General features: G+C 35.3%; 28 protein-coding genes. All 28 read right to left on the reverse strand.

Annotated elements, in window-relative coordinates; translation table 11 throughout:
* Positions 1-2 precede the first annotated feature (2 nt).
* Positions 3-839 carry a 3-methyl-2-oxobutanoate hydroxymethyltransferase gene (gene panB / locus BUC25_RS11880; RefSeq protein ID WP_073202083.1) on the reverse strand — a complete coding sequence of 279 codons (837 nt, stop codon included), beginning with the start codon at positions 837-839 and terminating at the stop codon, positions 3-5.
* Positions 840-851: 12 nt separating this feature from the next.
* Complete coding sequence (locus BUC25_RS11885; RefSeq protein ID WP_073202084.1) at positions 852-1,829, reverse strand: biotin--[acetyl-CoA-carboxylase] ligase; 978 nt, start codon at positions 1,827-1,829, stop codon at positions 852-854.
* Positions 1,822-3,003 (reverse strand): CCA tRNA nucleotidyltransferase, encoded by a 1,182-nt coding sequence (locus BUC25_RS11890; protein WP_073202085.1) that lies wholly within the window; start codon positions 3,001-3,003, stop codon positions 1,822-1,824. The genes BUC25_RS11885 and BUC25_RS11890 overlap by 8 nt, the downstream gene beginning before the upstream one ends.
* Complete coding sequence (bshA, locus tag BUC25_RS11895) at positions 2,996-4,126, reverse strand: N-acetyl-alpha-D-glucosaminyl L-malate synthase BshA (RefSeq protein ID WP_073202086.1); 1,131 nt, start codon at positions 4,124-4,126, stop codon at positions 2,996-2,998. The genes BUC25_RS11890 and bshA overlap by 8 nt, the downstream gene beginning before the upstream one ends.
* A 131-nt stretch (positions 4,127-4,257) precedes the next feature.
* Positions 4,258-4,650 carry a methylglyoxal synthase gene (gene mgsA / locus BUC25_RS11900; RefSeq protein WP_073202087.1) on the reverse strand — a complete coding sequence of 131 codons (393 nt, stop codon included), beginning with the start codon at positions 4,648-4,650 and terminating at the stop codon, positions 4,258-4,260.
* A gap of 11 nt (positions 4,651-4,661) precedes the next feature.
* Entirely contained in the window at positions 4,662-5,462 is an 801-nt protein-coding gene (dapB, locus tag BUC25_RS11905) for a 4-hydroxy-tetrahydrodipicolinate reductase (protein ID WP_073202088.1), read from the reverse strand.
* The gene (locus BUC25_RS11910; protein ID WP_073202089.1) at positions 5,459-5,806 is read right to left on the reverse strand and encodes a nucleotide pyrophosphohydrolase; all 348 of its coding nucleotides are present in this window, start codon (positions 5,804-5,806) and stop codon (positions 5,459-5,461) included. Before BUC25_RS11910 ends, dapB begins: the two co-directional genes overlap by 4 nt.
* Positions 5,807-6,374: 568 nt before the next feature.
* The gene (locus BUC25_RS11915; RefSeq protein WP_073202090.1) at positions 6,375-7,052 is read right to left on the reverse strand and encodes a zinc metallopeptidase; all 678 of its coding nucleotides are present in this window, start codon (positions 7,050-7,052) and stop codon (positions 6,375-6,377) included.
* Between the two features lie 71 nt (positions 7,053-7,123).
* Positions 7,124-7,840, reverse strand: coding sequence for a sporulation protein YpjB (locus BUC25_RS11920; RefSeq protein ID WP_073202091.1), 717 nt, complete (start codon positions 7,838-7,840; stop codon positions 7,124-7,126).
* Positions 7,841-7,916: 76 nt separating this feature from the next.
* Entirely contained in the window at positions 7,917-8,504 is a 588-nt protein-coding gene (gene lhaT, locus BUC25_RS11925; protein ID WP_073202092.1) for a lipoprotein heptaprenylglyceryl N-acetyltransferase LhaT, read from the reverse strand.
* Positions 8,505-8,583: 79 nt separating this feature from the next.
* The gene (locus tag BUC25_RS11930; protein ID WP_073202093.1) at positions 8,584-9,372 is read right to left on the reverse strand and encodes a menaquinol-cytochrome c reductase cytochrome b/c subunit; all 789 of its coding nucleotides are present in this window, start codon (positions 9,370-9,372) and stop codon (positions 8,584-8,586) included.
* A 26-nt stretch (positions 9,373-9,398) separates the two neighbouring features.
* Positions 9,399-10,073, reverse strand: coding sequence for a menaquinol-cytochrome c reductase cytochrome b subunit (qcrB, locus tag BUC25_RS11935; RefSeq protein WP_058307593.1), 675 nt, complete (start codon positions 10,071-10,073; stop codon positions 9,399-9,401).
* Positions 10,073-10,585, reverse strand: a complete 513-nt coding sequence (locus BUC25_RS11940; RefSeq protein WP_073202094.1) for a QcrA and Rieske domain-containing protein — start codon at positions 10,583-10,585, stop codon at positions 10,073-10,075. The genes qcrB and BUC25_RS11940 overlap by 1 nt, the downstream gene beginning before the upstream one ends.
* A 139-nt stretch (positions 10,586-10,724) precedes the next feature.
* Complete coding sequence (locus BUC25_RS11945; protein WP_073202095.1) at positions 10,725-11,183, reverse strand: DUF2487 family protein; 459 nt, start codon at positions 11,181-11,183, stop codon at positions 10,725-10,727.
* Positions 11,184-11,267: 84 nt separating this feature from the next.
* The gene (locus BUC25_RS11950) at positions 11,268-11,831 is read right to left on the reverse strand and encodes a ReoY family proteolytic degradation factor (protein WP_073202096.1); all 564 of its coding nucleotides are present in this window, start codon (positions 11,829-11,831) and stop codon (positions 11,268-11,270) included.
* Between the two features lie 18 nt (positions 11,832-11,849).
* Positions 11,850-13,124: a tetratricopeptide repeat protein gene (locus tag BUC25_RS11955; RefSeq protein WP_244535176.1), complete on the reverse strand. Its 1,275-nt coding sequence runs from the start codon at positions 13,122-13,124 to the stop codon at positions 11,850-11,852.
* Positions 13,125-13,796: 672 nt separating this feature from the next.
* Positions 13,797-15,092, reverse strand: coding sequence for a 3-phosphoshikimate 1-carboxyvinyltransferase (gene aroA / locus BUC25_RS11960; protein ID WP_073202097.1), 1,296 nt, complete (start codon positions 15,090-15,092; stop codon positions 13,797-13,799).
* 12 nt (positions 15,093-15,104) lie between these two features.
* Positions 15,105-16,205, reverse strand: coding sequence for a prephenate dehydrogenase (locus BUC25_RS11965; RefSeq protein ID WP_170862692.1), 1,101 nt, complete (start codon positions 16,203-16,205; stop codon positions 15,105-15,107).
* Between the two features lie 2 nt (positions 16,206-16,207).
* On the reverse strand, positions 16,208-17,305 hold the full coding sequence (hisC, locus tag BUC25_RS11970) for a histidinol-phosphate transaminase (RefSeq protein WP_073202099.1): 1,098 nt from the start codon (positions 17,303-17,305) through the stop codon (positions 16,208-16,210).
* Between the two features lie 29 nt (positions 17,306-17,334).
* On the reverse strand, positions 17,335-17,700 hold the full coding sequence (gene aroH / locus BUC25_RS11975; protein ID WP_073202100.1) for a chorismate mutase: 366 nt from the start codon (positions 17,698-17,700) through the stop codon (positions 17,335-17,337).
* Entirely contained in the window at positions 17,700-18,776 is a 1,077-nt protein-coding gene (gene aroB, locus BUC25_RS11980) for a 3-dehydroquinate synthase (protein ID WP_073202101.1), read from the reverse strand. Before aroB ends, aroH begins: the two co-directional genes overlap by 1 nt.
* The gene (gene aroC, locus BUC25_RS11985) at positions 18,777-19,943 is read right to left on the reverse strand and encodes a chorismate synthase (protein WP_073202102.1); all 1,167 of its coding nucleotides are present in this window, start codon (positions 19,941-19,943) and stop codon (positions 18,777-18,779) included.
* Positions 19,944-20,018: 75 nt separating this feature from the next.
* Positions 20,019-20,789 carry a CheR family methyltransferase gene (locus BUC25_RS11990; protein WP_073202103.1) on the reverse strand — a complete coding sequence of 257 codons (771 nt, stop codon included), beginning with the start codon at positions 20,787-20,789 and terminating at the stop codon, positions 20,019-20,021.
* A gap of 33 nt (positions 20,790-20,822) precedes the next feature.
* A complete protein-coding gene (gene ndk, locus BUC25_RS11995; RefSeq protein WP_073202104.1) occupies positions 20,823-21,269 on the reverse strand; it encodes a nucleoside-diphosphate kinase in 447 nt (148 codons plus the stop codon).
* A gap of 13 nt (positions 21,270-21,282) precedes the next feature.
* Positions 21,283-22,254, reverse strand: coding sequence for a heptaprenyl diphosphate synthase component II (gene hepT / locus BUC25_RS12000; protein ID WP_073202105.1), 972 nt, complete (start codon positions 22,252-22,254; stop codon positions 21,283-21,285).
* An 18-nt stretch (positions 22,255-22,272) separates the two neighbouring features.
* Positions 22,273-22,983: a demethylmenaquinone methyltransferase gene (locus tag BUC25_RS12005; RefSeq protein ID WP_073202106.1), complete on the reverse strand. Its 711-nt coding sequence runs from the start codon at positions 22,981-22,983 to the stop codon at positions 22,273-22,275.
* Positions 22,980-23,762, reverse strand: coding sequence for a heptaprenyl diphosphate synthase component 1 (locus BUC25_RS12010; protein WP_073202107.1), 783 nt, complete (start codon positions 23,760-23,762; stop codon positions 22,980-22,982). The genes BUC25_RS12005 and BUC25_RS12010 overlap by 4 nt, the downstream gene beginning before the upstream one ends.
* A 274-nt stretch (positions 23,763-24,036) precedes the next feature.
* Positions 24,037-24,309 (reverse strand): HU family DNA-binding protein, encoded by a 273-nt coding sequence (locus BUC25_RS12015; RefSeq protein ID WP_058307577.1) that lies wholly within the window; start codon positions 24,307-24,309, stop codon positions 24,037-24,039.
* Between the last annotated feature and the right edge of the window lie 36 nt (positions 24,310-24,345).

Below are 24,345 nucleotides of genomic sequence, written 5' to 3' on the forward strand. Positions count from 1 at the left end.
CATTAATCCTCCAATTTTAACTCTTTTGCTAATTGTTTATCCATGGCAAATGTATGAGAGGAGTCAGGAAACGTTTTGCTTTTCACTTCATTATGATATTGTTCAACCGCTTTTTTTATATCGTTATCAAGCTCATGATAAACTTTTACAAAAGAGGGTTTGAATTCTACTCCATATTGTAAAATATCATGAAAAACTAATACCTGTCCATCACAACTTTTACCAGCTCCAATGCCAATAGTGGGAATAGATAGCTTTTTAGAAATATGAGCTGCAAGAAGATCTGGTACACATTCCAATACTACTGAAAATGCTCCACTTTCTTCTAATGATTTAGCATCACTAATTAATTTTTCAGCTGTTTTTTTATCTTTACCCTGTATTCGATAACCGCCTAACACATGAACAGATTGTGGTGTTAAACCGAGATGACCTACTATTGGAACGCCCGCTTCTGTAAGTCGTTCTACTAAACGTAGCGTCTCCTTAGAAGCGCCTTCAACTTTTAATGCCTGTGCATTTGTTTGTTGCATCATTTTTTGTGCGCTTTCCATCGCTTTTTCTAACGATAAATGGTAAGACATAAAAGGCATATCTACCACTGTAAAAGTATTAGGAGCTCCTCTTGTAACTGCCTTTCCATGATGAATCATATCATTAACTGTGACTTCGATGGTTGAATTATAGCCAAGTACTACCATGCCTAATGAATCGCCTACTAAAATCATATCGATCTTCGAATCTTCTGCCATTTTAGCGGAAGGATAATCATAGGCAGTAAGCATCGTAATTTTTTCATTTTCTTGTTTCATCTTTTGAAACTGTATTGTATTTTTCACACAAATTACTCCTTACCAGTTAATTTCTGCACTATAAATCAATTTTTCCTCACCATTCTCATTTCTTACGATTAAAGCACCTTCATTTGATATTCCTTGAACGGTTGCATAAAAGGAAGCTTGTGTCGTTTTGATCCATATTTTCTCGTGCAATTTGTAAGCATGGGCAATCCACTTTTTTTTAACAAGTTCAAAACCGTTATCAATATAGTTTTGGTATGCTTCTTCAAACTCTTGCAAAATAGTTTGAACTAGATTCGTCCTGTTCCATTCTTTACCTGAGACTATCTGTAATGAAGTAACTAAATCACGAATTTCTTCTGGAAAATGGTCTATATTTTGATTTACATTGATTCCAAAGCCAATAATTAGATATTGAATTGCTTCTAATTCAGCCTGCATTTCGGTTAAAATTCCTGTTATTTTCTTCCCGTTAATAAATAAATCGTTTGGCCATTTTATTTGAATAGACAGTCCTGTTGCTCGTTCTAGTGCTTCAACCAATGTAACTGCAACGAATAATGTCATTTGTGATGCTTGATGCGGTGGAATGGGAGGTCTCAAGATCATACTTAACCATATTCCGCCAGAATCATCAGAAATCCATTGTCTCTCCATTCTTCCCCGCCCAGACAATTGTCGATCTGCTATAATAATCGTTCCATGTTCAGCACCTTTTCTTGCTAATCTATGAGCTACGTCTTGTGTTGAATCGATCTTCTCTTTAAAAATAATGGATTTACCTAACCATTCGGTTTCTAGTCCCCACTTGATGGTGGTTTCGTTCAGTTGGTCAGGTTTAGTAAGCAGACGATAGCCTTTTTTTGGAGCTGATTCAAATTGATATCCATCTTTTTTTAGTTCATTGATGTGTTTCCATATCGCAGTACGTGAAACATCTAGTTTTTCTGATAGCGTTTGTCCTGAAATAAATTGATTTTCATTTTGAGACAAGATAGCTATTAATTCATGGCGTTTCTTATTAACCATATTTCAACCACTCTCTTATTGCTATTTTTGTATTATCAATCTTTCCTAATACAACTCCATGTTCAACTTGAGAAAGTAAATCTTGAATCCATGAACCTTTGTTGCGCTCAGGGAAGAAACTAATTACGTCATTTCCGTCAATCGCAAGTTCTTTTCTACTTTGAATGCTTAGTGATTTTCGGAGTTTTATCACTTCTTGCTGTGAAATAGTCTTCCTTGAACACAAATCTGTTAATACACTAAAGTCCTCTATTAAATGATATGGTAATTGATATACAACCCATCGCAATGCTTCTGTCGGATATTGAGATAATAGTTGAACGAGTTTCTTACTTTCTTTTTTTATTTGATTCGATAATTTCCACTCTTTTATCCAATCCGTAACTTCTATCTCTTGGACAGATATATTCATATATGCTATAAAAGCGGCAAAACTAGGTATTGGTTTATGTAATTCTTTAATTGCTTGTATCAGCTGTTTGTTATTGCCTATAAGTGGAAGGTTCTGATATAGTCTTGTAGAAAATAAGGTTTTTATGGCTTCATTAAAATAATTCCCTTTAATGGTTTTTTCCCACTCCGCAGCGATTCGTTCAACTGCAATCTTCGATAAGCCTTGTCTATTCTGTTCTATAGCCATGAATGCTGATTTTTCTATTTTAAAACCTAGCTGACTTTGAAAACGAATCGCACGCATCATTCGTAATGCATCTTCCAGAAAGCGTTCCTTCGCTTGGCCAACAGTTCGAATCAATTTATATTCGATATCATGTTGACCTTGAAAAGGGTCTATTAAATCAAAAGATCGGTTCATCGCAATCGCATTCATTGTAAAATCTCTTCTTGCAAGATCTTCCTTTAAGTTAGAAACAAACGATACATTATCTGGGTGTCTGGAATCACTGTAAGTCGATTCTGTACGAAAAGTAGTTACTTCAAATGATTCATTTTGGTAACGAACTAAAACTGTCCCATGTTGTATTCCTGTAGGTATTACTTTTGAAAAAATACTCTGTACCTCTTCTGGAAGTGCTGACGTTGCTATGTCGATGTCTACTACTTTTCGATTTAATATAGAGTCCCTAACAGCTCCACCAACTATATATGCTTGAAATCCTTTCTTTTCGAGCTGAAGCAGGACTTGTTGTGCTAACCGAAAATAACTATTAATCATTGGTTTCACCTAATACAGTTTGGTATATCGTCTCATATTCCCTTCGAATTGTATCCGAAGAAAAATGTTCGATCACACGATTTTTTGCTTTAGTAGAAAAATTCTCCCATTTAACAGGATCATTTAACAATTCTAACACCCTTGCTGCAAAAGCCTTAATATTCCCTGGTTCTTCGATATATCCCGTCACACCATGTTCAATAACTTCAGGGATACCTCCTACGTTGGAACCAATACAAGGAACACCAGCTGCCATCGCCTCTAACAATACAAGACCAAAGCTTTCTTTTTCTGACAAAAGAAGCTTAATATCAGCAATGGATAATAGTTCAGGAATATTCTTCTGTTTTCCTAAAAAGTGAACCACTTTGTCTAACTTAAGCTCTTTGACCATTTCATGAATTCTACCGTATTCCGGACCATCACCGATTAATAATAAGCGGGTGCTTTCCTGTTTATTAACAATAGCAAAAGTATGTAAAACATCCTCTAAGCGTTTTACTTTTCGAAAATTCGAAATATGGATAAGTATTTTTTCTTCACTTGAAATTCCGTATTTTTGCTTTAAATCTCTATTTTCTTTTTGGTACTCTATTTCATTAACAAAATTATAAACGACATGGATACTTTTCTTCGTTTCTAACATTTCTTGTGTCTGCTTTACTAAACTATGAGAAACAGCAGTTACTGCATCTGATTGCTCGATACCAAAAAGGATCATTTTCTTTAAACTTAAATCTATTCCAAGGACAGTAATATCTGTTCCATGAAGTGTTGTCACAATCTTAACCGGATGCTGGGCCATTTGTTTCGCTAATATAGCACAAATGGCGTGAGGCACGGCATAGTGTGCATGAATGATGTCTAGTTTCTCTGTATCAATTACTTCAGCTACTTTAGTAGCTAATGCTAAGTCATACGGTGGATACTGAAAAACAGGATAGTGATTTAACTCTACTTCATGAAAATATATATTAGGATAACATGAGTCCAGTCTGAAAGGCATACTTGATGTAATAAAATGAATTTCATGTCCTTGTTTTGCGAGCATTTTTCCTAATTCAGTTGCAATAATACCAGATCCACCAACAGATGGATAACATAAAATTCCTATTTTTAACATAATTGCTACCCACCTAACTCTACGTGATTGTTATCACGTTATAATCGTTCGTATTATACTACCCTGCTTCAAAAATCGAGCTTTAACAAAGAAGTTATACGGGGTAATATGGTTTTGATTGAAGCGCTTATTTATTGTATGTTGCGCCAATCGAAAAAGCCTGCATCAAGTGCTCTTATCATCACTTCTGCTCCACCTATATTTGTGACAAGTGGAATCTGATAAACATCACACAGACGCATTAAAGCGCTTATATCAGGCTCATGTGGCTGAGCTGTTAAAGGATCACGAAAAAAGATGACTAAATCCATTTCATTGGTTGCAATTCTTGCACCGATTTGTTGATCCCCACCGAGTGGTCCAGATTGGAAACGTTCGATTTTAAGTCCTGTCGCTTCACTTATTTTTTTCCCCGTAGTACCTGTAGCAAAAAGTGTATGATTTTTTAAGATAGTAGAATATGCAACACTAAAATTTACAATATCTACTTTTTTCTTATCATGTGCAATTAAAGCAATATTCATATCATTCGCTCCTATTCTAATATGTTCTCCAATCCATAAACTAAAATATCTAATTTCATAACATTGTCTATTGCAAGCTTTACACCTGTCATAAATGATTCACGGTGAAAGGAGTCATGCTTAATCGTTAGGTTTTCACCAGATGATCCGAAAACTACTTCTTGATGTGCAACAAGACCAGGTAATCGCATACTATGTATTCTCATTCCGTCAACATCAGCTCCTCTTGCACCTGATATCGTTTCTTTCTCCTCTGGGTGTCCCTGTGTTTTAGTTTCTCTTACTTCTTTAATTAATGCTGCAGTTTTTACTGCAGTTCCAGACGGTGCATCTAACTTATTATCATGATGTTTTTCAATAATTTCAACATCTGGAAAGTACTTTGCTGCCCATTTAGCGAACTGCATCATTAAAACTGCTCCTAAAGCAAAGTTTGGAGCAATAATGACTCCGACCCCTTTTTCCTCAGATAAATCAGTTAATTCTTGAAGTTGTTCTTCCGTAAAGCCAGTGGTACCTACTACCGGCCTTACTCCATAATGAATGGCAGTCTTTGTATGTAAATATCCGAATTCAGGCGTAGTTAGATCCACTAACACATCAGCTTTCACTGATTGAAAGCAATTGTTGATATCGCTATAAAAGATTGCATCCAAATTAGGAAGTTCTTCAAAATCACTAACTTTTCTGCCTTCATACTTATGATCTAAACAAGCAACCAATTCAAGATCCTCTTGTTTTTCAATCATTCTTAGTGCTTCACTTCCCATTTTTCCTCGAGGTCCAGCTACTACTACTCTTACTTTACTCATTCTTTATCCTCCTGTCGTTCCAATCTTGTCCATCGATTTTTGTCTCGAGTTTCTATTTTATTCATTGATTTTTCAAATGCTTCACTTAAACTAAATCCTTGTGAATTAGCAAAACATATCATAACAAATAATAGATCTCCTAATTCATCTTCAATTGTATTTTCCTCTTCTGTATTCTTTTTAGGCTTTTCACCATATTGATGATTTACTTCTCGAGCTAATTCACCAATTTCTTCCGTGAAACGAGCCATCATACTTAGAGGAGAAAAATAACCTTCCTTGAACTGTGAGATATACTGATCTACTCTCTCTTGCATATCTTGGATACTTTCTTTATTATACATTGCACACCCTCCATTGACAAAATAAAAAGAAACTGGGACATAAATAATTAATCTAACCTCAAATACGAACGACGCAATAATTATTCTTGCACAATACAAGGAAAATGTGCAGTAAATGATGTAGTAATCTTGAAATTGATCCACCTGGTTAACACCCGCTCCGGCTGCCCACTTCCCTTTCCGTGGGGTTTTTCCCTTCAGCTAACTTTTTCAAATGATAAAAATACCAATATGCTTCCTCATGCTAGCGTTGTAGAATATCAAATTAGCGAAGGCGTCCACATCGACTCCAGGGGGATCAGCGCGATCTGAAGATCCACTTTGCAAAGTGATCATCTTTACAAAGTTAGCTGAAGACGCGCCCCCTGGTATAGGATACACTGCGAAAGCTTGCTTTAGCAGATGTTGACTTATGCCCGTGGTAAAAGCGAAGTTGGCAAGCCGTAGCAAGTTTATTACAGAGTATTTTCCAACTATGCATAAAAATCCAAACGATTCAATCCTGATCGTTTGGATTTTGTATTTACAATAATTATTTTTGTCCCATTCTCTTACATCTTAATTAAAACTATTCATCGTTTGCAAGTAAAAACATCGAAGCAAAGCGGATTAATTCGGCTACTGCTACTAAAGCTGCTGCGACATAAGTTAAGGCAGCGGCATTTAACACCTTTTTTGTTTGACGTTCTTCATTGTTACGAATAATACCAGAAGAAACGAGTTGATTCATTGCACGGTTCGAAGCATCGAATTCTACTGGTAAAGTAACAAGCTGGAACAACACTGCAAACGACATGAAAATGACACCAATTAGAATTAAATTTGTTGCTTGTAAAAAAATACCTGCGATGATGAAGATAAAAGACATCTTATCCCCAAAACCTGCAATAGGTACTAAACTGTGACGAAATCGCAAAAATGCATAAGATTCTGCATCTTGAATGGCATGTCCTACTTCATGTGCTGCAATAGCAGCTGCTGCAGCGGAATAGCCATGAAAATTATCAGTTGATAAGCGAACCGTTTTCTTTCGTGGATCGTAGTGATCGGACAATGTCCCTTTTGTCTCTTCAATTGTTACATGATAAAGACCATTATCATCTAGAATTTTACGAGCGACTTGTGCTCCTGTTACCATATTCGAATTCATAACTTTTGAATATTTTTTATACGTGTTTTTCACCTTAGACTGCGCCCATAATGGAATGATCATCAACAAGGCAAAATATATTAGATAACCCAGCATTTCCATTCCTCCATCTATTCTCTTTCTAAGGTCAATTTTAGTCAAATTTTTAAAAATGTCAATCGATATGATTAGTTAGCTTCACCTTTATACTTTGCCCAGGCCACATAAGATAAACTCAAGAAAATAAATCCAATTACAATCATTATCAACCAATTGGTGTATTGCGAATTTGCCTGATTCCATGTATCAACATTCAACTTAGATATTTGAGAAAATGTTTCTTCAAGTTCAATTTCAGAATATTCATTTTGATTATTAGTTAGCAGGTTTAATGACTTTTGATACGATTTATATTGTTGATCATCTAAATGTAAGTGAGCAACTGGGGAGATTACTTTCACATAATATGCAATTTCATCTAGATCTTTTGTGCTAACTTCCTTCTGTTCTAATACTACTTCCATTTTATTTTCTAATTCCCTTTTCCATGTTGTCCATAGTGGTGCATTTTCATATATGATTGCATCCCAAAGGATAACTGTTTGTTGTGTAGCGATTAACTTATCAGTTGATGAATAAGTATCATCTTTTAGTTTAGCGATAGTATTATTCAAGTATTGTGCCATGATAGGCTGGTAAGCATCCTTTTCATTTTTAACATTTTCTAATATGGTTGTTTTATTGTTTTCTAGTAATTGAGCAGCAACTTTATATCGCTTTTCTTCTACAAGTCTTTCAAAAGTATGCATATAATTATTGTTGGACTGTGCTGTGATACTAATTGAATGGAATGCTTGTATAACAAATAGAATCAATAAAATGCCAATGTACATTCTAATGCGCACACATACCCCTTCTTCCATCTTGCTTTTTCTTTAAATGTATGAAATGTGCTAATTAGATATGCATTGAATTCAATTATTAAGCAAGCCTTTTAGCTTGATTCTGTTTTTTTACTGATATGTGATAAACAAGAATGATCACTAGGATTGATAACCAAAAAGTAAAATAACCGATATGATTTTGATAATCTGATAAGCTTCCGTATGTAGGCATCATATCGTATACATAGTCAATGATTTCATTATGTAATAACCATATTGCTGCAATTGTTAAATGGGATAATTTAATTTTATAAAGTGGTGCATAAAGGAACGCCTGAATCGCCATTGCTCCGTGTGATGCAATTAACATATAACTCTGCCAACTGAGGCTGCCATTAATAAGTAAAGTTAAGATATTCATTACTACAGCCCATACACCATATTTAACAAGTGTTGTAAAGGCTAAAGCTTCGATTATTGGGACATTTTTTCCTTGTAAAATAAAAAATAAAAAAATCGCAAAAAATAAACTTGCAGTAGGACTATCTGGAACGAATGGTAAAAAATATAGTGGCGTATTGGCTAACTGATTTCCATACCAAAAATAACCATAAATCGTTCCAACCAGGTTAATGATAAATAGGATCATGATAAATTGAGGATGAAACAATATATTTTTTAGCATTTTAATTGACTGAGCTCCCTCCATCTCATCTAGATAAAAACCCCCGCTCATTTAACACACGAGCGAGGGTGAACCAAACTTATTCTTCTGCAGCTTGTTCATTTACCGAAACAATAAATTCTGCAAGTTGTTGTAATTCTTCATCAGAACCTTGGAATTGATCTGCTGGCATTGTATTAATACCATTTACAGCTATATCTTTAATCTCATCTACGCTATATTCTATACCAACTAATGTTGGAGCAGCTGCGCCACCTTCTAATTCTCCACCATGACATTGTAAACAACTGTTTTCATAAACGGCATAACCAGGATCCTCGGTATCTATCTCAACACTCGTTTCTTCTGGTAAGACGGGCTTATTATTTTCAGCTTTCGCTTCCCAATCTACATGTGCAGCAGCTTCGTACGTTAACCAGAAAACTCCAATGAAACCTAACAGCATTAGTCCTGTTGAAATTGGGCGTTTATGTGGACGACGTTCTTTCCCTCTATCTAGGAAAGGTGCTAAGAAAAGCGCACCAAATGCTAGTCCAGGAATAACCATCGCTCCTAATACAAAGAAAGGACCACTTGCAAATTTATATTTCAATAATTGATATAAAAATAAGAAATACCAGTCTGGCAGCGGTAAATAAGCAGTATCTGTTGGGTCAGCCATTTTCTCTAATGGTGCTGGGTGTGCAATGGTTAGACATAAAAATCCGACTAAAAATACTGCCCCAACCAACCACTCTTTCAAAAGAAAGTTTGGCCAAAACGCTTCCGTTCTACCAGGATATTCTGAATAATCTTTTGGAATAAACTTCTTTTTGTCTGAAGGTATACGTGAGTCACCAACAAACGTCATTCCTTTACCTCTTTTCACTGCTATCCCTCCTTTTTAGCAAAATTCTATAGTGGGCCTGAAATCCCTTGTTTACGAATCATAATAAAGTGAATAGCCATCAGTGCAAATAGTGCTGCTGGTAAGAAGAACACATGAATCGCAAAGAATCTAGCTAATGTTTGGGCCCCTACTATATTTGGGTCACCATTTAATAAGGTTTTTGCCATCTCACCGATAACAGGTACACCTTCTGCGATTTCAAGTGTTACGACTGTTGCAAAATATGCTTTATTATCCCATGGTAATAAGTAACCAGTTAAACCTAATGCAAGCATAACGAAGAATATTAATACTCCAACCATCCAGTTAAGTTCTCTTGGTTTCTTATAAGCCCCTTGGAAGAAAACACGTAACGTATGTAAAAATAGCATTACAATAACAACACTTGCTCCCCAGTGGTGCATACCTCTTACGATTTGACCATGTGCAACTTCCGTCTGTAAATAATATACAGATCGCCAAGCATTTTCAATATCTGGAACATAATACATGGTTAAAAACATCCCTGAAAGAATTTGAATGACTGTAACAAAAAATGTTAAGCCTCCAAAACAATAAACGAATGCGGAAAAATGATGTGCAGGATTAACATGCTCTGGTACTTCATGATCTGCTATATCTCGCCAGAGTGGAGTAATGTCTACACGTTCATCAATCCAATCATAAACCTTCTGTAGCATTAATTATCCCCCCCTCTTTCGATAGCATTTCCAAGATATAATGTACCTTCTCTTACCTCAAATTCAAACAAATCTAATGCTGCATTTGGAGGTGTGTTAGGAACATTTACCCCATCTTTGTAATAACGTCCTTCATGGCACGGACAAAAAAATTGATCTGGATGATCTGGATCACCCGCCCAGTTTACTGCACAACCCAAGTGTTTACACGTAGGTGATAAAGCTACAATTTCGTCATTGTCATCTTTATAAACCCAAGCACTATGTGTAACATCTGACGTATACCAAGCATCTACTTGTTCAATTGTCCAATCAAAGCGTTGTGGTTCAGTTGTAATTTCTGATACGTCAACTACTGCATGCATATCACCGCCACTAGATGCTTGTAGTACAGGATCAATTGCAAAACGAACCATAGGTGCAAGCATACCTGCAGCCATAAATCCTCCAACACCTGTTAATGTATAATTTAAAAATTGGCGACGGGACACTTGTTGCTTTTTCTCTGACATCGTTTACCCCCCTCTACACATATTCCGACTTCATGGATTCATATCTCATATATTACTAGGACATTACTATGATAGCGTAAACTAAAGCTAGGGTCAATAAAATCTAATCTATTCTATTTATTTCTATTGAAAATTGTTATTACCAATAGCTTCTTATTAATTCACTAATTTGATTTATTTGGCTTTTTATCCAATTCTTTGTTTGATCGGATTGATAATCATCTATCGAGTTAGCAGTAAGCCATATTAAACTACCTTCTAGGTTATTTTCGTATTTTTTCCAATTCACATCGTAAGTCAGGAAAAAAATATGTTGAAATTTATTTTGCGACAAAGAGCTTGTCCATTGGTTTAGTCGCTTTGACTCAGCATCAAAATCGCTTTCCTTAATATATGTATATGAAGGACTTAGAAATATTCTTCCCGTAAAATTCCTTTCTAATTCATCTGAAATAAGCTGCAAGGATTTCTGTTGATCTGCTAATTTTATAGCCTCTAATTCATTCTTAAGTTCAATTGGTATAAGAGGAATACAGAGCGTGTCAACATATTCCTGTGATTGAAAATACAATGCTAAGTTTTTAGTTTGCCATTTCATCGCCACACCTCCTGCCCCTGTTGAATTTAACACAAAAAGAAACGGAATTCACCAAAATTCTGTTGGTTCTCCCGCTAAAAAGTATTATTCACTTTTTATGATATAGGAATTTTCCAAATCCTTCAATTGATCAGAATAATATTCAAATAATTGTTGGTCTTTTTGGTCAAGTGCTTCGTTAATCTTGTTAGCCAACTCTTCTTTTTTGTATTCATATAAAGCATATTCCAACCATTCTTCTGCCATTTTTTTATCACTTTTTGTTAAAAAGTAATCATCAGGTATATATGGATTATCTTCTAATACTTTCATATAAGGAATACTTTGATTAGAACCTTTAAAGTTTAGCTGGATAAAGATTGGTTCTTTCGAATGTAAGCGAATATCATGAAAAGACTTATCGGCATCAGTTGTTACGATATGTTTTTTATAAAAACGAAATGCAATCTCTTTCGAACAATGTGTGGATATAATCATAGCTCTTGGACAAAAACGAGCTTCTAGAACAAAATGTACATGTTGTAGGATCGCATCATGATTCAATAAATAATTTAATATCCATACACTTTCACGCTTTTTTAATTGATAATGACCTAAAAACCATTGAATAAATGTTTTCTTATCTTCAGTTCTAATAGAAGTTTCCACTTTCCACTTCCCCTCCATTTAAAAGAGAGTATCGTTATTTTGTTCCTTTAAACGTTGAACATAATGTTGAATCTCAAAATCAGATGGCTCAGCAGCTATATATTCTTCAAAGACCGTGACGGCGTCTTTGCTCCTCCCTTCTTCAATTAAAAAGTATCCATAATCTTTTAAGAAGTCCGTATCATCCTTCATTTTATTGTATGCATTTTGGTAAGCATTTAATGCCTGTTTAAACGCTTCTTCCTCATTATAGGCTTTTGCTAGTTCCCAATAAAAAATTCCATCCAATGGATCCATATCTACTTTATTTGTAAGCAGAGTGATGATTTCAGAATGTTCTTCTTGAGTCTTATATGCTTCAATCAGAAATAATAATGCTTCTTGGTATTCGCCATCCAGGGAGATTGCTTTATCGGCATATTCAAAAGCCTTCTCAGCTTCGCCTGCTTTCAAAGCTAGCCTGGCAGCGGTGAACCATATTTCCTTATTGAATGGGTCCATCTCTACACCTTTCATCGCGGCTTCGATTGCTTCTTTAGCGAGTCCTTCTTCTTCATATGCATTAGCAAGGTATAAATAGACGGATGGATATTCCAATTCTTCCTCTAATAACTTCTCCCATGCTTGTATCGCTATTTCATACCTTTCTGATTTGTAAGCTAAGAAACCATAACGAAAAAGTATTTCAGGATCTTCTGTGTCGATTGTCTGATAATAGTAGAGAGATTCTTCAAACTCTCCATTTAAAGCATAAGCCTCAGCTAATCGTCCTGCAATTTCTACACCAGCGAATTCTTTATGGTTTTTATATAACTTTTCAAAGTAGATGACTGATTTATGATATTCTCCAGCTGAAAATGATAATTCCCCTAAAGCAAAGTCTATTATTGGTTCTTCCGGTGCAATGTTCTTGGCGGTTAATAGTTTCCTTTCTGCCACTTCGAATAAACCTTGAGCTTGATACAGATCAGCTAATTGAACCAATGCTTGTAAATAATTATCATCGTCTTCCTGAACTTCGTTAAGTAACTCTATTGCTTGCTCATCTTTATTATCGTCGATCATTATATCTGCATACATTAATTTTGCATCACTATTAGCTGGTTCTTGTTTTAGTATATCTTCTAATACGGATTCTGCAAGATCCTGATTCCCTAATTCTATAAATAGTTGGGCAATTTCTAATTTTGTATTACCATCAGCAGTGATTGATGCTTCTTGTAAGAGCGTTAATGCTTCCTTTATTTCACCTATATGTATCATTTCGATCGCTTGTTCGATAGGATTTTCCAATGGTTTCAACCTTTCTACTAATCAATAATCTTATATTTCTCATCTCCATAGTAACGAAATAACATAACACGAGCAACTAAGAAAGCTTTATAAGGATGTATATTGTGATATTAAACATAATCAATAACAAAAAATATCCCAGACATTTGACACAAACTGCGAAGTTGTGACAAATTTGAAAGTATGATGAATGCTAGGCAAAAGCTCCGTCCATTTACTTCGCTTTCCGCGGGCGTCACCTCAGCCTCCTCGGCAGAAAATCACTGCCTGCGGGTCTTCGGAAGTAGCTGTTCCCGCTGGAGTCTACGTAAATGGACTACGCTTCTATAGTGTTCTACACATTTATAATCAGCTAGAATGTTGATATCACAGCATATTTTCTCGTACTTCAACAGATATCTAACAAAGCGGAGGAAAAATGCGACACTCCTGGGGGAACAGCACGAGCTGAAGATCCACTTGGTAAAGTGCTTTTCTTTACCAAGTTAGCTTCAGCCGTGCCCCCGGAAAGGGAGTGTTTTTCCGTAGCGTAGGATTAGCATTCATCTCAATCCTTTTGTCAATAATCCTATGTCAGTTACTTCGCAGTTTAGTTTTTATGTTACAGAAGTGGGTTTTTTAAAAAAAGAATATCCAACAAAAGTTTCTTGTTGGATATTTCTTGGGTGTCATTTAGTTGATTGACGTTAATTTGTCTAGGTCTTCAAAGAAGGTGGGGTATGATACAGCGATGCACTCATCATCATGGAGTTCCACCTGCTCATCCGTCAATAATGAGGCGATCGCAATCATCATACCAATACGATGATCGCCAAATGATTCTGTTACGGCCCCATGTAATAAAGTATTACCTTCAATAATCATACCGTCTTTTGTTCCTTTAACAGAAGCCCCTAATTTCGTAAGAGTAGAAACGACTGAGTCAATTCGGTCCGTTTCTTTAAAACGTAGTTCTTCAGCGTCCCGGATGATGGTTTGGCCATCAGCTTGGGTAGCTAATAATGCAATAATAGGAATTTCATCAATAATACGTGGAATGACATCTCCTTCTATTACAGCAGCTTTTGGTGTCGAGGATGCAACTTTAATATCACCGATTGGCTCACCGCCGATTGTTCTCTTTTCGACTACCTCAATGGAAATTCCCATTAATTCCAAAACATCAATAATTCCTGTTCGAGTAGGATTTAACCCTACATTTTCTACAGTGACACTACTGCCTTTAGTAATTGCGGCAGCTACTAAAAAGAAGGCAGCAGAAGAAATATCACCAGGTACTTCAATATCGCAACCGTGGAGTTTTTGTTTGCCGTGAATCTTAACTGTGGTACCCTCTACGTCAATTTCTGCTCCAAATGCTTTTAACATATTCTCCGTATGGTCACGCGTTTTCGTTTCCTCTTCCACAGTTGTAAAACCTTCGCTAAATAGCCCTGCCAATAAGACACCGGATTTCACTTGTGCACTTTTTACAGGTGGTTTAAAATCGATCGATGAAAGATTACCACCTCTGATAGACATAGGCAGTAGCCGACCATTATTACGACCGTCTATTTTTGCACCCATTTCTCTTAAAGGATTAGCAATTCGATCCATAGGACGTTTTGAAAGTGATTCATCACCAAACAATGTGAAGTGATAAGGTAAACCTGATAATATTCCCATTAATAAACGAGCTGTAGTTCCAGAATTACCTAAATCAATTGGCTCTGTAGGCTCTTTTAATCCTTCGATACCGTCAGATTCGATCCAAACTGTATTCTCGTCTCTTTTTATAGAAACACCCATTGATTGAAAGGCAGAAATTGTTGATAAACAATCTTCACCAGCTAAGAAATTTGTAATGTTTGTTTTACCTTTTGCTAAAGAGCCAAACATCACTGCACGATGAGAAATAGACTTATCTCCTGGTACAGTTATTTGACCAGAAAGTGATGCATGTTGATACTTTAATACTTTGCTAGACAAGATAACCCTCTCCTATTCTTCAATCACTGTGTCATAACGACTTTTCGTTAAGACAGCTTGGCTTAGTTCCTGATCATTCTTGTTTTGGAAACTTAATCGTAAGACACCTGTGATCCCTTCTCTTATTTCTAAGATTTCGATATTCTTTATACTAATATCATGTTTAGCCAATAATTCAATTACTTTTAATATTGCACCTTGCTGATCAAAAATATCAACGTAAATATCATAATATGATGGAATTGCCCCTTGTTTTCTACTATCAAGTCCATCTCGGTATTCCCTTGCTTGTTCTAAATATTCTTGAATTTGCGATTTTTCACCTGCATCAATCAGTGTTTTCAGGTGCATCATCTCTTCAATCCAGTCAGCTAATAAACGACTTATTTTCGACCGGTTTTGAAAGAAAATATCTCGCCACATCAAGGGGTTACTTGATGCAATTCTAGTAATATCCCGAAATCCACCAGCTGCTAATTTAGGTATGTAAGGATGTGTCGTCTGCCATTTACGTGCTTGGTGAACGAGAGATGAGGCGATTAAATGAGGGAAGTGTGATATTACACTTGTCATTTCGTCGTGCTCATCAGGTTCTAGGATGAGAAATTTAGATTTCGTTGGGGTTAATAATGCTTGTAACTTCTCTAAATCTTCTTCCGAGCTACTTGTAGTAGGCGATAAAACATATATAGCATTTTCAAACAGGTTTTTTTTTGCTGCCTGGATTCCTTTTTTATGAGAACCAGCCATCGGATGTCCACCAATAAATGCGATATTTTCTGATTTAATTTGATTAGCAGCTTCCATAATCGGTCCTTTGACTGAACCTACATCGGTAATGATAAGTGGATTAGTGAATGAAAGATGATTCAGTTGATGAATTAATTCCACTGTAACTGAAACAGGTGCAGCTAGTATACAAATATCAGCTTGTACAACCGCTTCACCAAAGTCACTATATACATCGTCAACAATTTTATTCATTTTGGCATATTCTAAGCTGCTATAATTCGAATCGAATCCGATCAAACGGATATCTTCCGTTTCTCTTATACTTAAAGCAAGCGAGCCTCCAATTAGTCCGAGACCCGCTATTAAAACCGTTTGCTTCACGATTATTCTCCTTTATGTGATGCTAAAAATTGTCTCATATAACTTTGTAATTCATCCATTTGCTCTTTTGAACCAATTGTAATTCTAACGCCATTAGGATGACCTAACGCCTCACCTGAGCGAACAATGAATCCTTTTGTTAATAAGTATTCAAACAATTCGTCACCTGTAGTAGGTAACTGAACGAATAAAAAGTTGGCTTCAGAATCATAATAATTTAAATTCATTTTGTCACAAGCAGACATAAAGGCTTTTTTATTCACAAGATTTTCTTGATACGTATTTTGTAAAAAGGTTTCGTCTTTTAAAGCCGTAAGTGCTGACATTTGTGAAATTGATGTAGTATTAAAAGGTCCGCGTGTAATATTGAGATAGGTAGCAATTTCTTCTGATGCTACACCGTAACCTACCCGTAAGTTAGCCAATCCATATGCTTTTGAAAAGGTACGTAAAATGACTAAATTTTTATATTTTCCTAATAAATTTATGCTATTCGGATCATTACTAGTTTCTATATATTCATAGTAGGCTTCATCCAATACAACCATCACATTGGAGGGACATTTTTCTAAAAAGGAAACTAACGTATCTTTATTGATTAAAGATCCAGTTGGATTATTTGGTGAACATAACCACACTACTTTTGTTTGTTCATTTACAGCCTTAAGCATTTCAGGTAAATTGTGATACCCGTTTACTAAAGGGATTTCTACAATTTCTGCACCCTGTATTAAAGCGTTATGCTTGTACTGTGGGAACGAAGGTGTAGCCATTATCGTATTTGTTCCTTTTTCTAAATAGGTACGACATATAATATCGACTACTTCATCTGAACCACATCCGAAAATTAATTGTTTTTCACCGACATTTAATTTATGAGCGAGTGATTTTCTGAGGGCTGCAGCATAACCATCAGGATAAATCTCTAAGTGATCAATCATTTTCGGAATCTCTTCTTTTACTTTGTTTGAATAACCAAATGGGTTCTCGTTAGATGCTAATTTGATAATTTTAGTTAACCCATATTCTTTTTTGACTTCTTCTATCTGTTTACCAGGTGTGTATGGTGACATATCCTGAAATACTTGCTTTGCTTTCAAATTAAATACCCCCTTGATATATCAAGCTTCTATTCCTCTACTAAATCAGGTCGTAACTTTATTGCTTCGTTTAAGTATATATGCTCAATGTCTTTTTGTGATCTAGAAGTATTCACCGTCATCATAACACGAATACAAAGTGGCAGACTATTTGGAACATCAATTTCTGGCATACACATTACGGGAACGTACTTCCATCCATCGATTAAGCGTAAAGCTTTCGCAGGAAATGTTGCATTTAGATCTGCTGTCACAGAAATTATCACCGAGGCAATGGAGTCCGGTTCGACATTATTTTTCTTAGCCATTTGTTCAATCATTATTTTTGTATGTTCAATGATTTCTTCTGCCTCGTTGTTGCTGACAGTGGTTGCTCCACGTATTCCTCTTATCATTATGAACCCAACTCTCTCAAAAAGTTTTCTAAAAGATTGGATAAAGCTTGATCCGTGATATTTTCTGTTATCGGCTCTCCAATTCCTTTTAACAATACCATTTGAACCGTGGCATTTTCTGATTTTTTATCTTTTTTCATCCGCTCCACTAATCTTTCCACTTGTAAAGAAGGTATATTCAAAGGATATCCATTCTTTTCTAGCCAATTTTTTAATGGATGGTAGGGTAACGTAATATCATACGTTTTTTCACTTACTTGAATAGCAAACAGCATTCCAATGGCAACCGCTTCACCATGTGTGATTTTACCATATCCCAGTTCGGATTCAATCGCATGACCTAAAGTATGTCCAAAATTCAGAAATTTCCGAATATTTGATTCCTTTTCATCTTTTTCTACTACATTAGCTTTAACAGCGATGCCTTTTTGTAAGTGATCAATAAGTTTTGCTGCATGAAGCTGTGAAGTAATGTCTGTTTGTAGTACATCATGCAAAAAGTCTTGATCACTTATAAAACCATGTTTTACTACCTCAGCATAGCCTGATCGTTTTTCTTTATCTGGTAAAGAAATCAATGTATCTGTATCATAAATTACAGCTACTGGAGGATAAAAGTTACCAATTAAATTCTTCCCTTCAGGATGATTAATTGCTACTTTTCCACCAACACTGCTATCATGAGCTAAGATTGTAGTAGGTATTTGAATAAAGTGGATGCCTCGCATATATGTTGCAGCTACAAAACCTGCTAAGTCACCAATCATCCCACCGCCAAGAGCAATAATGAGAGATTGGCGGTCTAGCTGATGTTCAATAGCAGCTGTTAATAAACGATAATACTGATCAATGCTCTTAGATGCTTCTCCTGCAGGTACCACACTTACTGAGATATGAGCAGAACTCGGCAAATTCTTTTTTACACTGTCCGAATACAAATCATTTACAATAGTATCCGTAATAATTAAAATGTTGTGATATTCTTTTGGTAAAAATTCATCTATCTTATCAATAATGCCGTTTCCAACAATAACATCATATTGATTAGTACTTGTTGTTATAGTTTGCTTATGCATTTAGAAGCACCTAATTTCCTCTCGGTATTGATCAATTGCTTCTTTTAGTTTTGGAAATTGATCATGAGGGAATTGTTCTAGAATAGCTTTTGCTACTTCAAATGCTACAACATGCTCCATAACAACAGCTGCTGCTGGAACTGCACATGAATCAGAGCGTTCGATACTGGCATTAAAAGGTTCTTTCGATTCAATATCAACACTTTGCAATGGTTTATAAAGAGTCGGAATTGGTTTCATTACACCTTTTACAATTACAGGCATTCCTGTTGTCATACCACCTTCAAAACCACCAAGACGATTGGTTCGACGATAATAACCTTTTTCTTCGGACCAAAGGATCTCATCATGTACTTGACTGCCATTCTTGCGAGCAGCTTCAAAACCAATACCAAATTCTACTCCTTTGAAAGCATTAATACTTTGTACAGCTCCAGCTATACGACCATCTAATTTGCGATCATAGTGTACATACGACCCAAGTCCAGCTGGAAGACCTTCAATGGCAACTTCACAAACTCCACCAATCGAGTCTCCATCCTTTTTAGCATGATCGATAGCGTCCATCATTTTTTTTCCTGCTACTTCATCCAGACTACGTACAGGAGACTCCTCTGAAATACGAATCTTTTCGTCGATCGATAATTCCGTATTTTCTTCTGCTTTAATGCCAGCAATTTCTTTAACATACCCTACAATTTTAATATCAAGATTTTTTAATAATGTTTTTGCTACAGCTCCTGCAGCTACTCTTGCAGTAGTTTCGCGTGCAGAAGAACGTTCTAAAATATTTCGCATATCACGATGTCCATATTTTAAGGCACCGTTTAAATCTGCATGACCTGGACGTGGTCGAGTTACCACTCTTCTGATTTTTTGATCTTCAGTCACTGGGTCTTCACCCATCACATCTATCCAATGTTTAAAGTCATCATTATGTACTACAAGGGCGATTGGTGATCCTAAAGTGTATCCATGACGGATTCCACCAACAATATCTACCAAATCCTTTTCTATTTGCATTCTTTTACCTCTACCGTGTCCTTTTTGGCGACGCAAAAGTGAATCATTAATATCATCTTTAGTAATTGGCATTTTCGCCGGAAGGCCTTCTATGATCGTTGTTTGTTGTTTACCATGCGACTCGCCTGCAGTTAAATAACGCATTGTAATCCCCCTTATTTTATTTTTTGTATTACTATAACACAGCTCACAAAAAATGTGTGTAGAAATTTGCTGTTTTTATAACTTTCCATAAAAAAATGTATCCAAAACTTTAAACCCATATTTTTCCGGACTGAAAATTTGTTCGGTACTTCCAACAAAGAAGACACCTTGACTGGCTAATGATTTGTTAAAATTATGATAGATTTTACTTTTCGCATCTTCTGTGAAATAGATTAATACATTTCGACAAACTATTAGGTCTACATTATTAGGATATGAATCTGCTAATAAGTTATGCTGTTTAAAGGTTATAGCATTTCTTAATTTTTCATCCACTTTAAATGTTTCACCTTCTTGGTGGAAGTATTTCTTTTTAATCGCGGCAGGAACTTCTTGCAGTGCTCGTTCGTTATAAATGCCCTGCTTGGCTCTTGCTAACACATTAGGATCAATATCTGTAGCAATAATCTCAATATCTTTCAAGTCCCATAGTTGGTTAGCAATTATAGCAAGTGTATACGGCTCTTCACCAGTTGAACATGCTGCACTCCAAATCTTTATCTTTCGTTTTTCCTTTTGAAATGAAGGTAAAATATTATCTTCCAATACTTTCCATCTTGTCGGGTTTCGATAAAATTCAGATACATTTATAGTTACTTTGTCGAGAAATTCTTGTAATAATTGTTGATCAGAATTAATAGCGGTAAAATATTCCTGAAACGTGCCATATCCACGTTTATTACGTAAGGATGTAAGGCGTCGTTTCATTTGGACCTCTTTATATAGTGATAAGTCTAAGCCGGTTTTTTTATGTATGTGACCGATGAAAGCTTGATATTCTGACATGTCTCTTCTCCCTCAAGATAGATGGTTTAATAATTATGATAACCAATCGTCGATATTTTTGCTGTAGTTTTGTAGTTCTTCTTGTGTGAAAAATAAATTAATTTCGCGTTCGGCACTTTCCACTGAATCGGATCCGTGAATAATGTTCCGATGAGTAACAATGCCGTAATCTCCTCTGATTGTACCAACAGCAGCCTCTTGAGGATTTGTTTTCCCCATCATTTTCCGAGATACTTCAATAACATTATCGCCTTCCCAGACCATTGCAAAAACAGGACCTGAAGTTATAAAAGAAACCAGGTCTTTAAAAAATGGTTTACCGTCATGTTCTGCATAATGTTTTTTAGCAAGAGATTCAGAAATTGTCATAAGTTTAGCGGCAACAAGTTTATAACCTTTTTGTTCAAACCTAGCTATTATTTTTCCTACTAAATTACGTTGAACTGCGTCTGGTTTAATCATTACATAAGTTTTTTCCATTTGCTTCACCTCTTTATATTTTTCGGTTGCCTATATAATTAGCTATATTCTCCAATGATTCTTTAGCTTGATTATTTGGTAATAATTGAAGTGATTCATATGCTTTCTGTAAATACATATCACTTACTTTTTTTGCTTTTTCAATCGCATTTGAAGAGATTATTTTAGATATAATAGGTTTAATTGCATCACTAGTCACTTGCTTTTTATTAGAGAACAAATTTGTTAATTCTTTATGAATCAGTGGATCTTCTAATGCATATAACACCGGTAATGTGATGTTTCCATTGATGAGATCACTTCCTGCCGGTTTGCCTAATTCTTTTTCAGAAGCTGTAAAATCTAAAATATCATCTATTATTTGATATGACATTCCCATATAATAACCATATCTGAACAAAGCTTTCTCTGATTTGTTATCGGTATTAGCAACTATAGCTCCTAATTGACAACTGGAAGATATTAATAAAGCAGTCTTCCGTTTTATTCTTTTTAAATAGTTTCGAAAGTTTTGATCTACTTTATATTTATCTTTGATCTGTTCAATTTCACCAATTGTTAGTTCAATCATAGTGTGTGACAGGATTTGATGTGCCCTTGGCTCTTCAATCTCGGTGAATTGCTGTAGAGCTTTTGCGAATATGTAATCACCAGTTAACATGGCTACTTGGTTATCCCATTTCGCTTTCACTGTTGGCTTACCACGTCTTAAATCAGAATTATCTATTACATCATCGTGTACAAGTGAAGCCATATGAATTAATTCTAATGAGCTGGCGACGTTTTTAATCTTTTCCAGATTATAGTCACCAAATTTAGATGCGAGTAAGACAAATACTGGTCTTAACCTTTTGCCTCCAGCTTTTAATAATTGCAGGGAGGCTTCATTCAATATTTCTTGATCTGCGTAGACCGACACTTCTAAGGCGTCCTCTATGAGTGATAAATCTTTTTTTAAAAATGCATACGTTTTAGCAAGCTTCATTTGTCGTCACCTTTATTTCTACACTTGTTTTTCACCTTGATGCATGGCAGCTACTCCACCGGTATAGCTTTTATATTCCACATTTATTAAACCTGCATCTTCAAATATTTTTTTTAATTGCTCTTTACCAGGGAAATCTTTTGCTGATTCATGTAGCCAGACATATTCTTGGTAGCTTTTGGCGAATAATCTGCCAAACAATGGCATGATATTTTTGAAATAAAAATAATATAATTTCCGAAACGCTGTCCCTTCTGGCTGCGAAGTTTCTAAGCAAACAACGATGCCGCCTGGTTTTACAACACGTTGCATTTCTCTTAATGTCTGCAAATAATCAGGGACGTTTCGCAAGCCGAAACCAATTGTTACATAGTCAAATGAATTATCTTCAAAGGGCAAATCCATGGCATTACCATGAACAAATTGCAGATTATTTAAATCATGATTTTCCTTGCGTTCTTTGGCTACTGATAACATATTTTGACTAAAATCTAAACCGATTACTTCCCCTTCTACTCCTACTGCCTCTGACAAAGCAAAAGACCAGTCGCCAGTACCACAACATACGTCTAAGGCTTTCGTACCTGATTTCACATTCATTTTTTTCATTACATCATTCCGCCACTTTTTATGTCTTTGAAATGAAATAATAGAATTCATATTATCATAATTACTGTAAATTTTTTCGAAAACTTGATGTACTTTTTCTTCTTTTGTTTGTTTCGTCATTTTGATAATCCTTCTTCCAACGTCATATTCCCTTTTTTTTGTAATAGTGAAATGTGATAAAGATCTAAATCTTTTTCGAGAGTATTTGACCACTGATGTTTATTCATTACCGATAAATCCTGGTCTAACTTTTCAAGACTATAAGTAAGTGTGTTCTTTAATTGTTTTTTACCGTTTATACCAATTACAGTTTCTATTATTAATTGTTGATAGAACGTTTTTCTATCATTGTTAATTTGAACTAATTCATATTGTAGTTTCTTATACATTAACCATTTACTTATGTACGGAATCGCATTCTTTTCATTTACATAGCTTGCGACTTTAGATATTAATTTTGCTTCTATTAGTTCGTAATCATTAAGAAAAATGTCTATATTTTCATATGTATTATAGTATGCATGCATTTTTTTTTGAGTAATTTCATTTATTCCATCTGCTAATAATCGAATAAAAGATAAATTATTGTTAGAGGCTAAAATGTGATAATAAATTCCTGAATAATAGTCTCCTGCTAAGACAGTGAGTTGTTGTTCTTTCTCACTATGCCGTTCATCAAAATGATTGCCAATTTGATCATGCGTATTTAAAGCTATTTGCACCAGCATAGTAGTTAGTACAAGGTTTTCCTGTTTTTTGTCAGATTTTATTAATTCATTAAGCGCGACTATTTTATGTATTTCGATAAGAGGATGTTTTAAATGTTCTTGGAGATAAACCTGCTTAATGGATTTTGTTATCAGTTTTTCATAATACTTTATTATTTCTATATATTTCATTAGGCTCACCACAATTCTTCAAAATCCTATTCTATATTAACATAGTATAGCATAAGTTTACATCTTACGGGATAGATAAAGTTTTGGTTTTATCACGGTGTTATTATAATTATCCGCAACACATGAGGATAGAAGCTGATGGAAGAATGAACGGACGTTTACAAACTGATAACTCTTACTTTATGGCAGGAAAACAATCAGAGGGTTATTCAGAATAGATGATATGAAAAAAGGGTGCAATCTGCACCCTTTTTTGCCCATATGTAATATCATATTATTTTACGATATCTTTAAGGGCTTTACCTGGTTTAAAAGCAGGCACTTTGCTAGCTGGAATTTCGATTTCATCCCCAGTTTGTGGATTACGCCCTTTACGTGCAGCACGCTCGCGTACCTCAAAATTACCAAAACCAATTAATTGTACTTTTTCGCCATCTTTAAGTGAATCCATGATAGATTCAAAAACTGCGTCAACAGTCTTGGTTGCATCTTTTTTAGAAAGTTCACTTTTTTCTGCAACTGCATTAATTAGATCTGTCTTGTTCATGATATTCACCTCCTCCCAATTTAAGCTATATATTTC

It is taken from the genome of Gracilibacillus kekensis (assembly GCF_900143085.1).
Classification (GTDB): domain Bacteria; phylum Bacillota; class Bacilli; order Bacillales; family Amphibacillaceae; genus Gracilibacillus; species Gracilibacillus kekensis.

Bases quoted from the DNA above. Each gene is read 5' to 3' on its own strand.
- lhaT (WP_073202092.1), bottom strand. From the start codon at position 8,504: ATGCTAAAAAATATATTGTTTCATCCTCAATTTATCATGATCCTATTT.
- BUC25_RS12015 (WP_058307577.1), bottom strand. From the start codon at position 24,309: ATGAACAAGACAGATCTAATTAATGCAGTTGCAGAAAAAAGTGAACTT.
- mgsA (WP_073202087.1), bottom strand. From the start codon at position 4,650: ATGAATATTGCTTTAATTGCACATGATAAGAAAAAAGTAGATATTGTA.
- BUC25_RS11890 (WP_073202085.1), bottom strand. From the start codon at position 3,003: ATGATTAATAGTTATTTTCGGTTAGCACAACAAGTCCTGCTTCAGCTC.
- BUC25_RS12010 (WP_073202107.1), bottom strand. From the start codon at position 23,762: ATGAAATATATAGAAATAATAAAGTATTATGAAAAACTGATAACAAAA.
- aroH (WP_073202100.1), bottom strand. From the start codon at position 17,700: ATGATAAGAGGAATACGTGGAGCAACCACTGTCAGCAACAACGAGGCA.
- hepT (WP_073202105.1), bottom strand. From the start codon at position 22,254: ATGAAGCTTGCTAAAACGTATGCATTTTTAAAAAAAGATTTATCACTC.
- BUC25_RS12005 (WP_073202106.1), bottom strand. From the start codon at position 22,983: ATGACGAAACAAACAAAAGAAGAAAAAGTACATCAAGTTTTCGAAAAA.
- BUC25_RS11940 (WP_073202094.1), bottom strand. From the start codon at position 10,585: ATGTCAGAGAAAAAGCAACAAGTGTCCCGTCGCCAATTTTTAAATTAT.
- bshA (WP_073202086.1), bottom strand. From the start codon at position 4,126: ATGTTAAAAATAGGAATTTTATGTTATCCATCTGTTGGTGGATCTGGT.
- BUC25_RS11990 (WP_073202103.1), bottom strand. From the start codon at position 20,789: ATGTCAGAATATCAAGCTTTCATCGGTCACATACATAAAAAAACCGGC.
- ndk (WP_073202104.1), bottom strand. From the start codon at position 21,269: ATGGAAAAAACTTATGTAATGATTAAACCAGACGCAGTTCAACGTAAT.
- BUC25_RS11915 (WP_073202090.1), bottom strand. From the start codon at position 7,052: ATGCTGGGTTATCTAATATATTTTGCCTTGTTGATGATCATTCCATTA.
- BUC25_RS11945 (WP_073202095.1), bottom strand. From the start codon at position 11,183: ATGAAATGGCAAACTAAAAACTTAGCATTGTATTTTCAATCACAGGAA.
- BUC25_RS11885 (WP_073202084.1), bottom strand. From the start codon at position 1,829: ATGGTTAATAAGAAACGCCATGAATTAATAGCTATCTTGTCTCAAAAT.
- dapB (WP_073202088.1), bottom strand. From the start codon at position 5,462: ATGAGTAAAGTAAGAGTAGTAGTAGCTGGACCTCGAGGAAAAATGGGA.
- BUC25_RS11910 (WP_073202089.1), bottom strand. From the start codon at position 5,806: ATGTATAATAAAGAAAGTATCCAAGATATGCAAGAGAGAGTAGATCAG.
- aroB (WP_073202101.1), bottom strand. From the start codon at position 18,776: ATGCATAAGCAAACTATAACAACAAGTACTAATCAATATGATGTTATT.
- qcrB (WP_058307593.1), bottom strand. From the start codon at position 10,073: ATGCTACAGAAGGTTTATGATTGGATTGATGAACGTGTAGACATTACT.
- aroC (WP_073202102.1), bottom strand. From the start codon at position 19,943: ATGCGTTATTTAACTGCAGGCGAGTCGCATGGTAAACAACAAACAACG.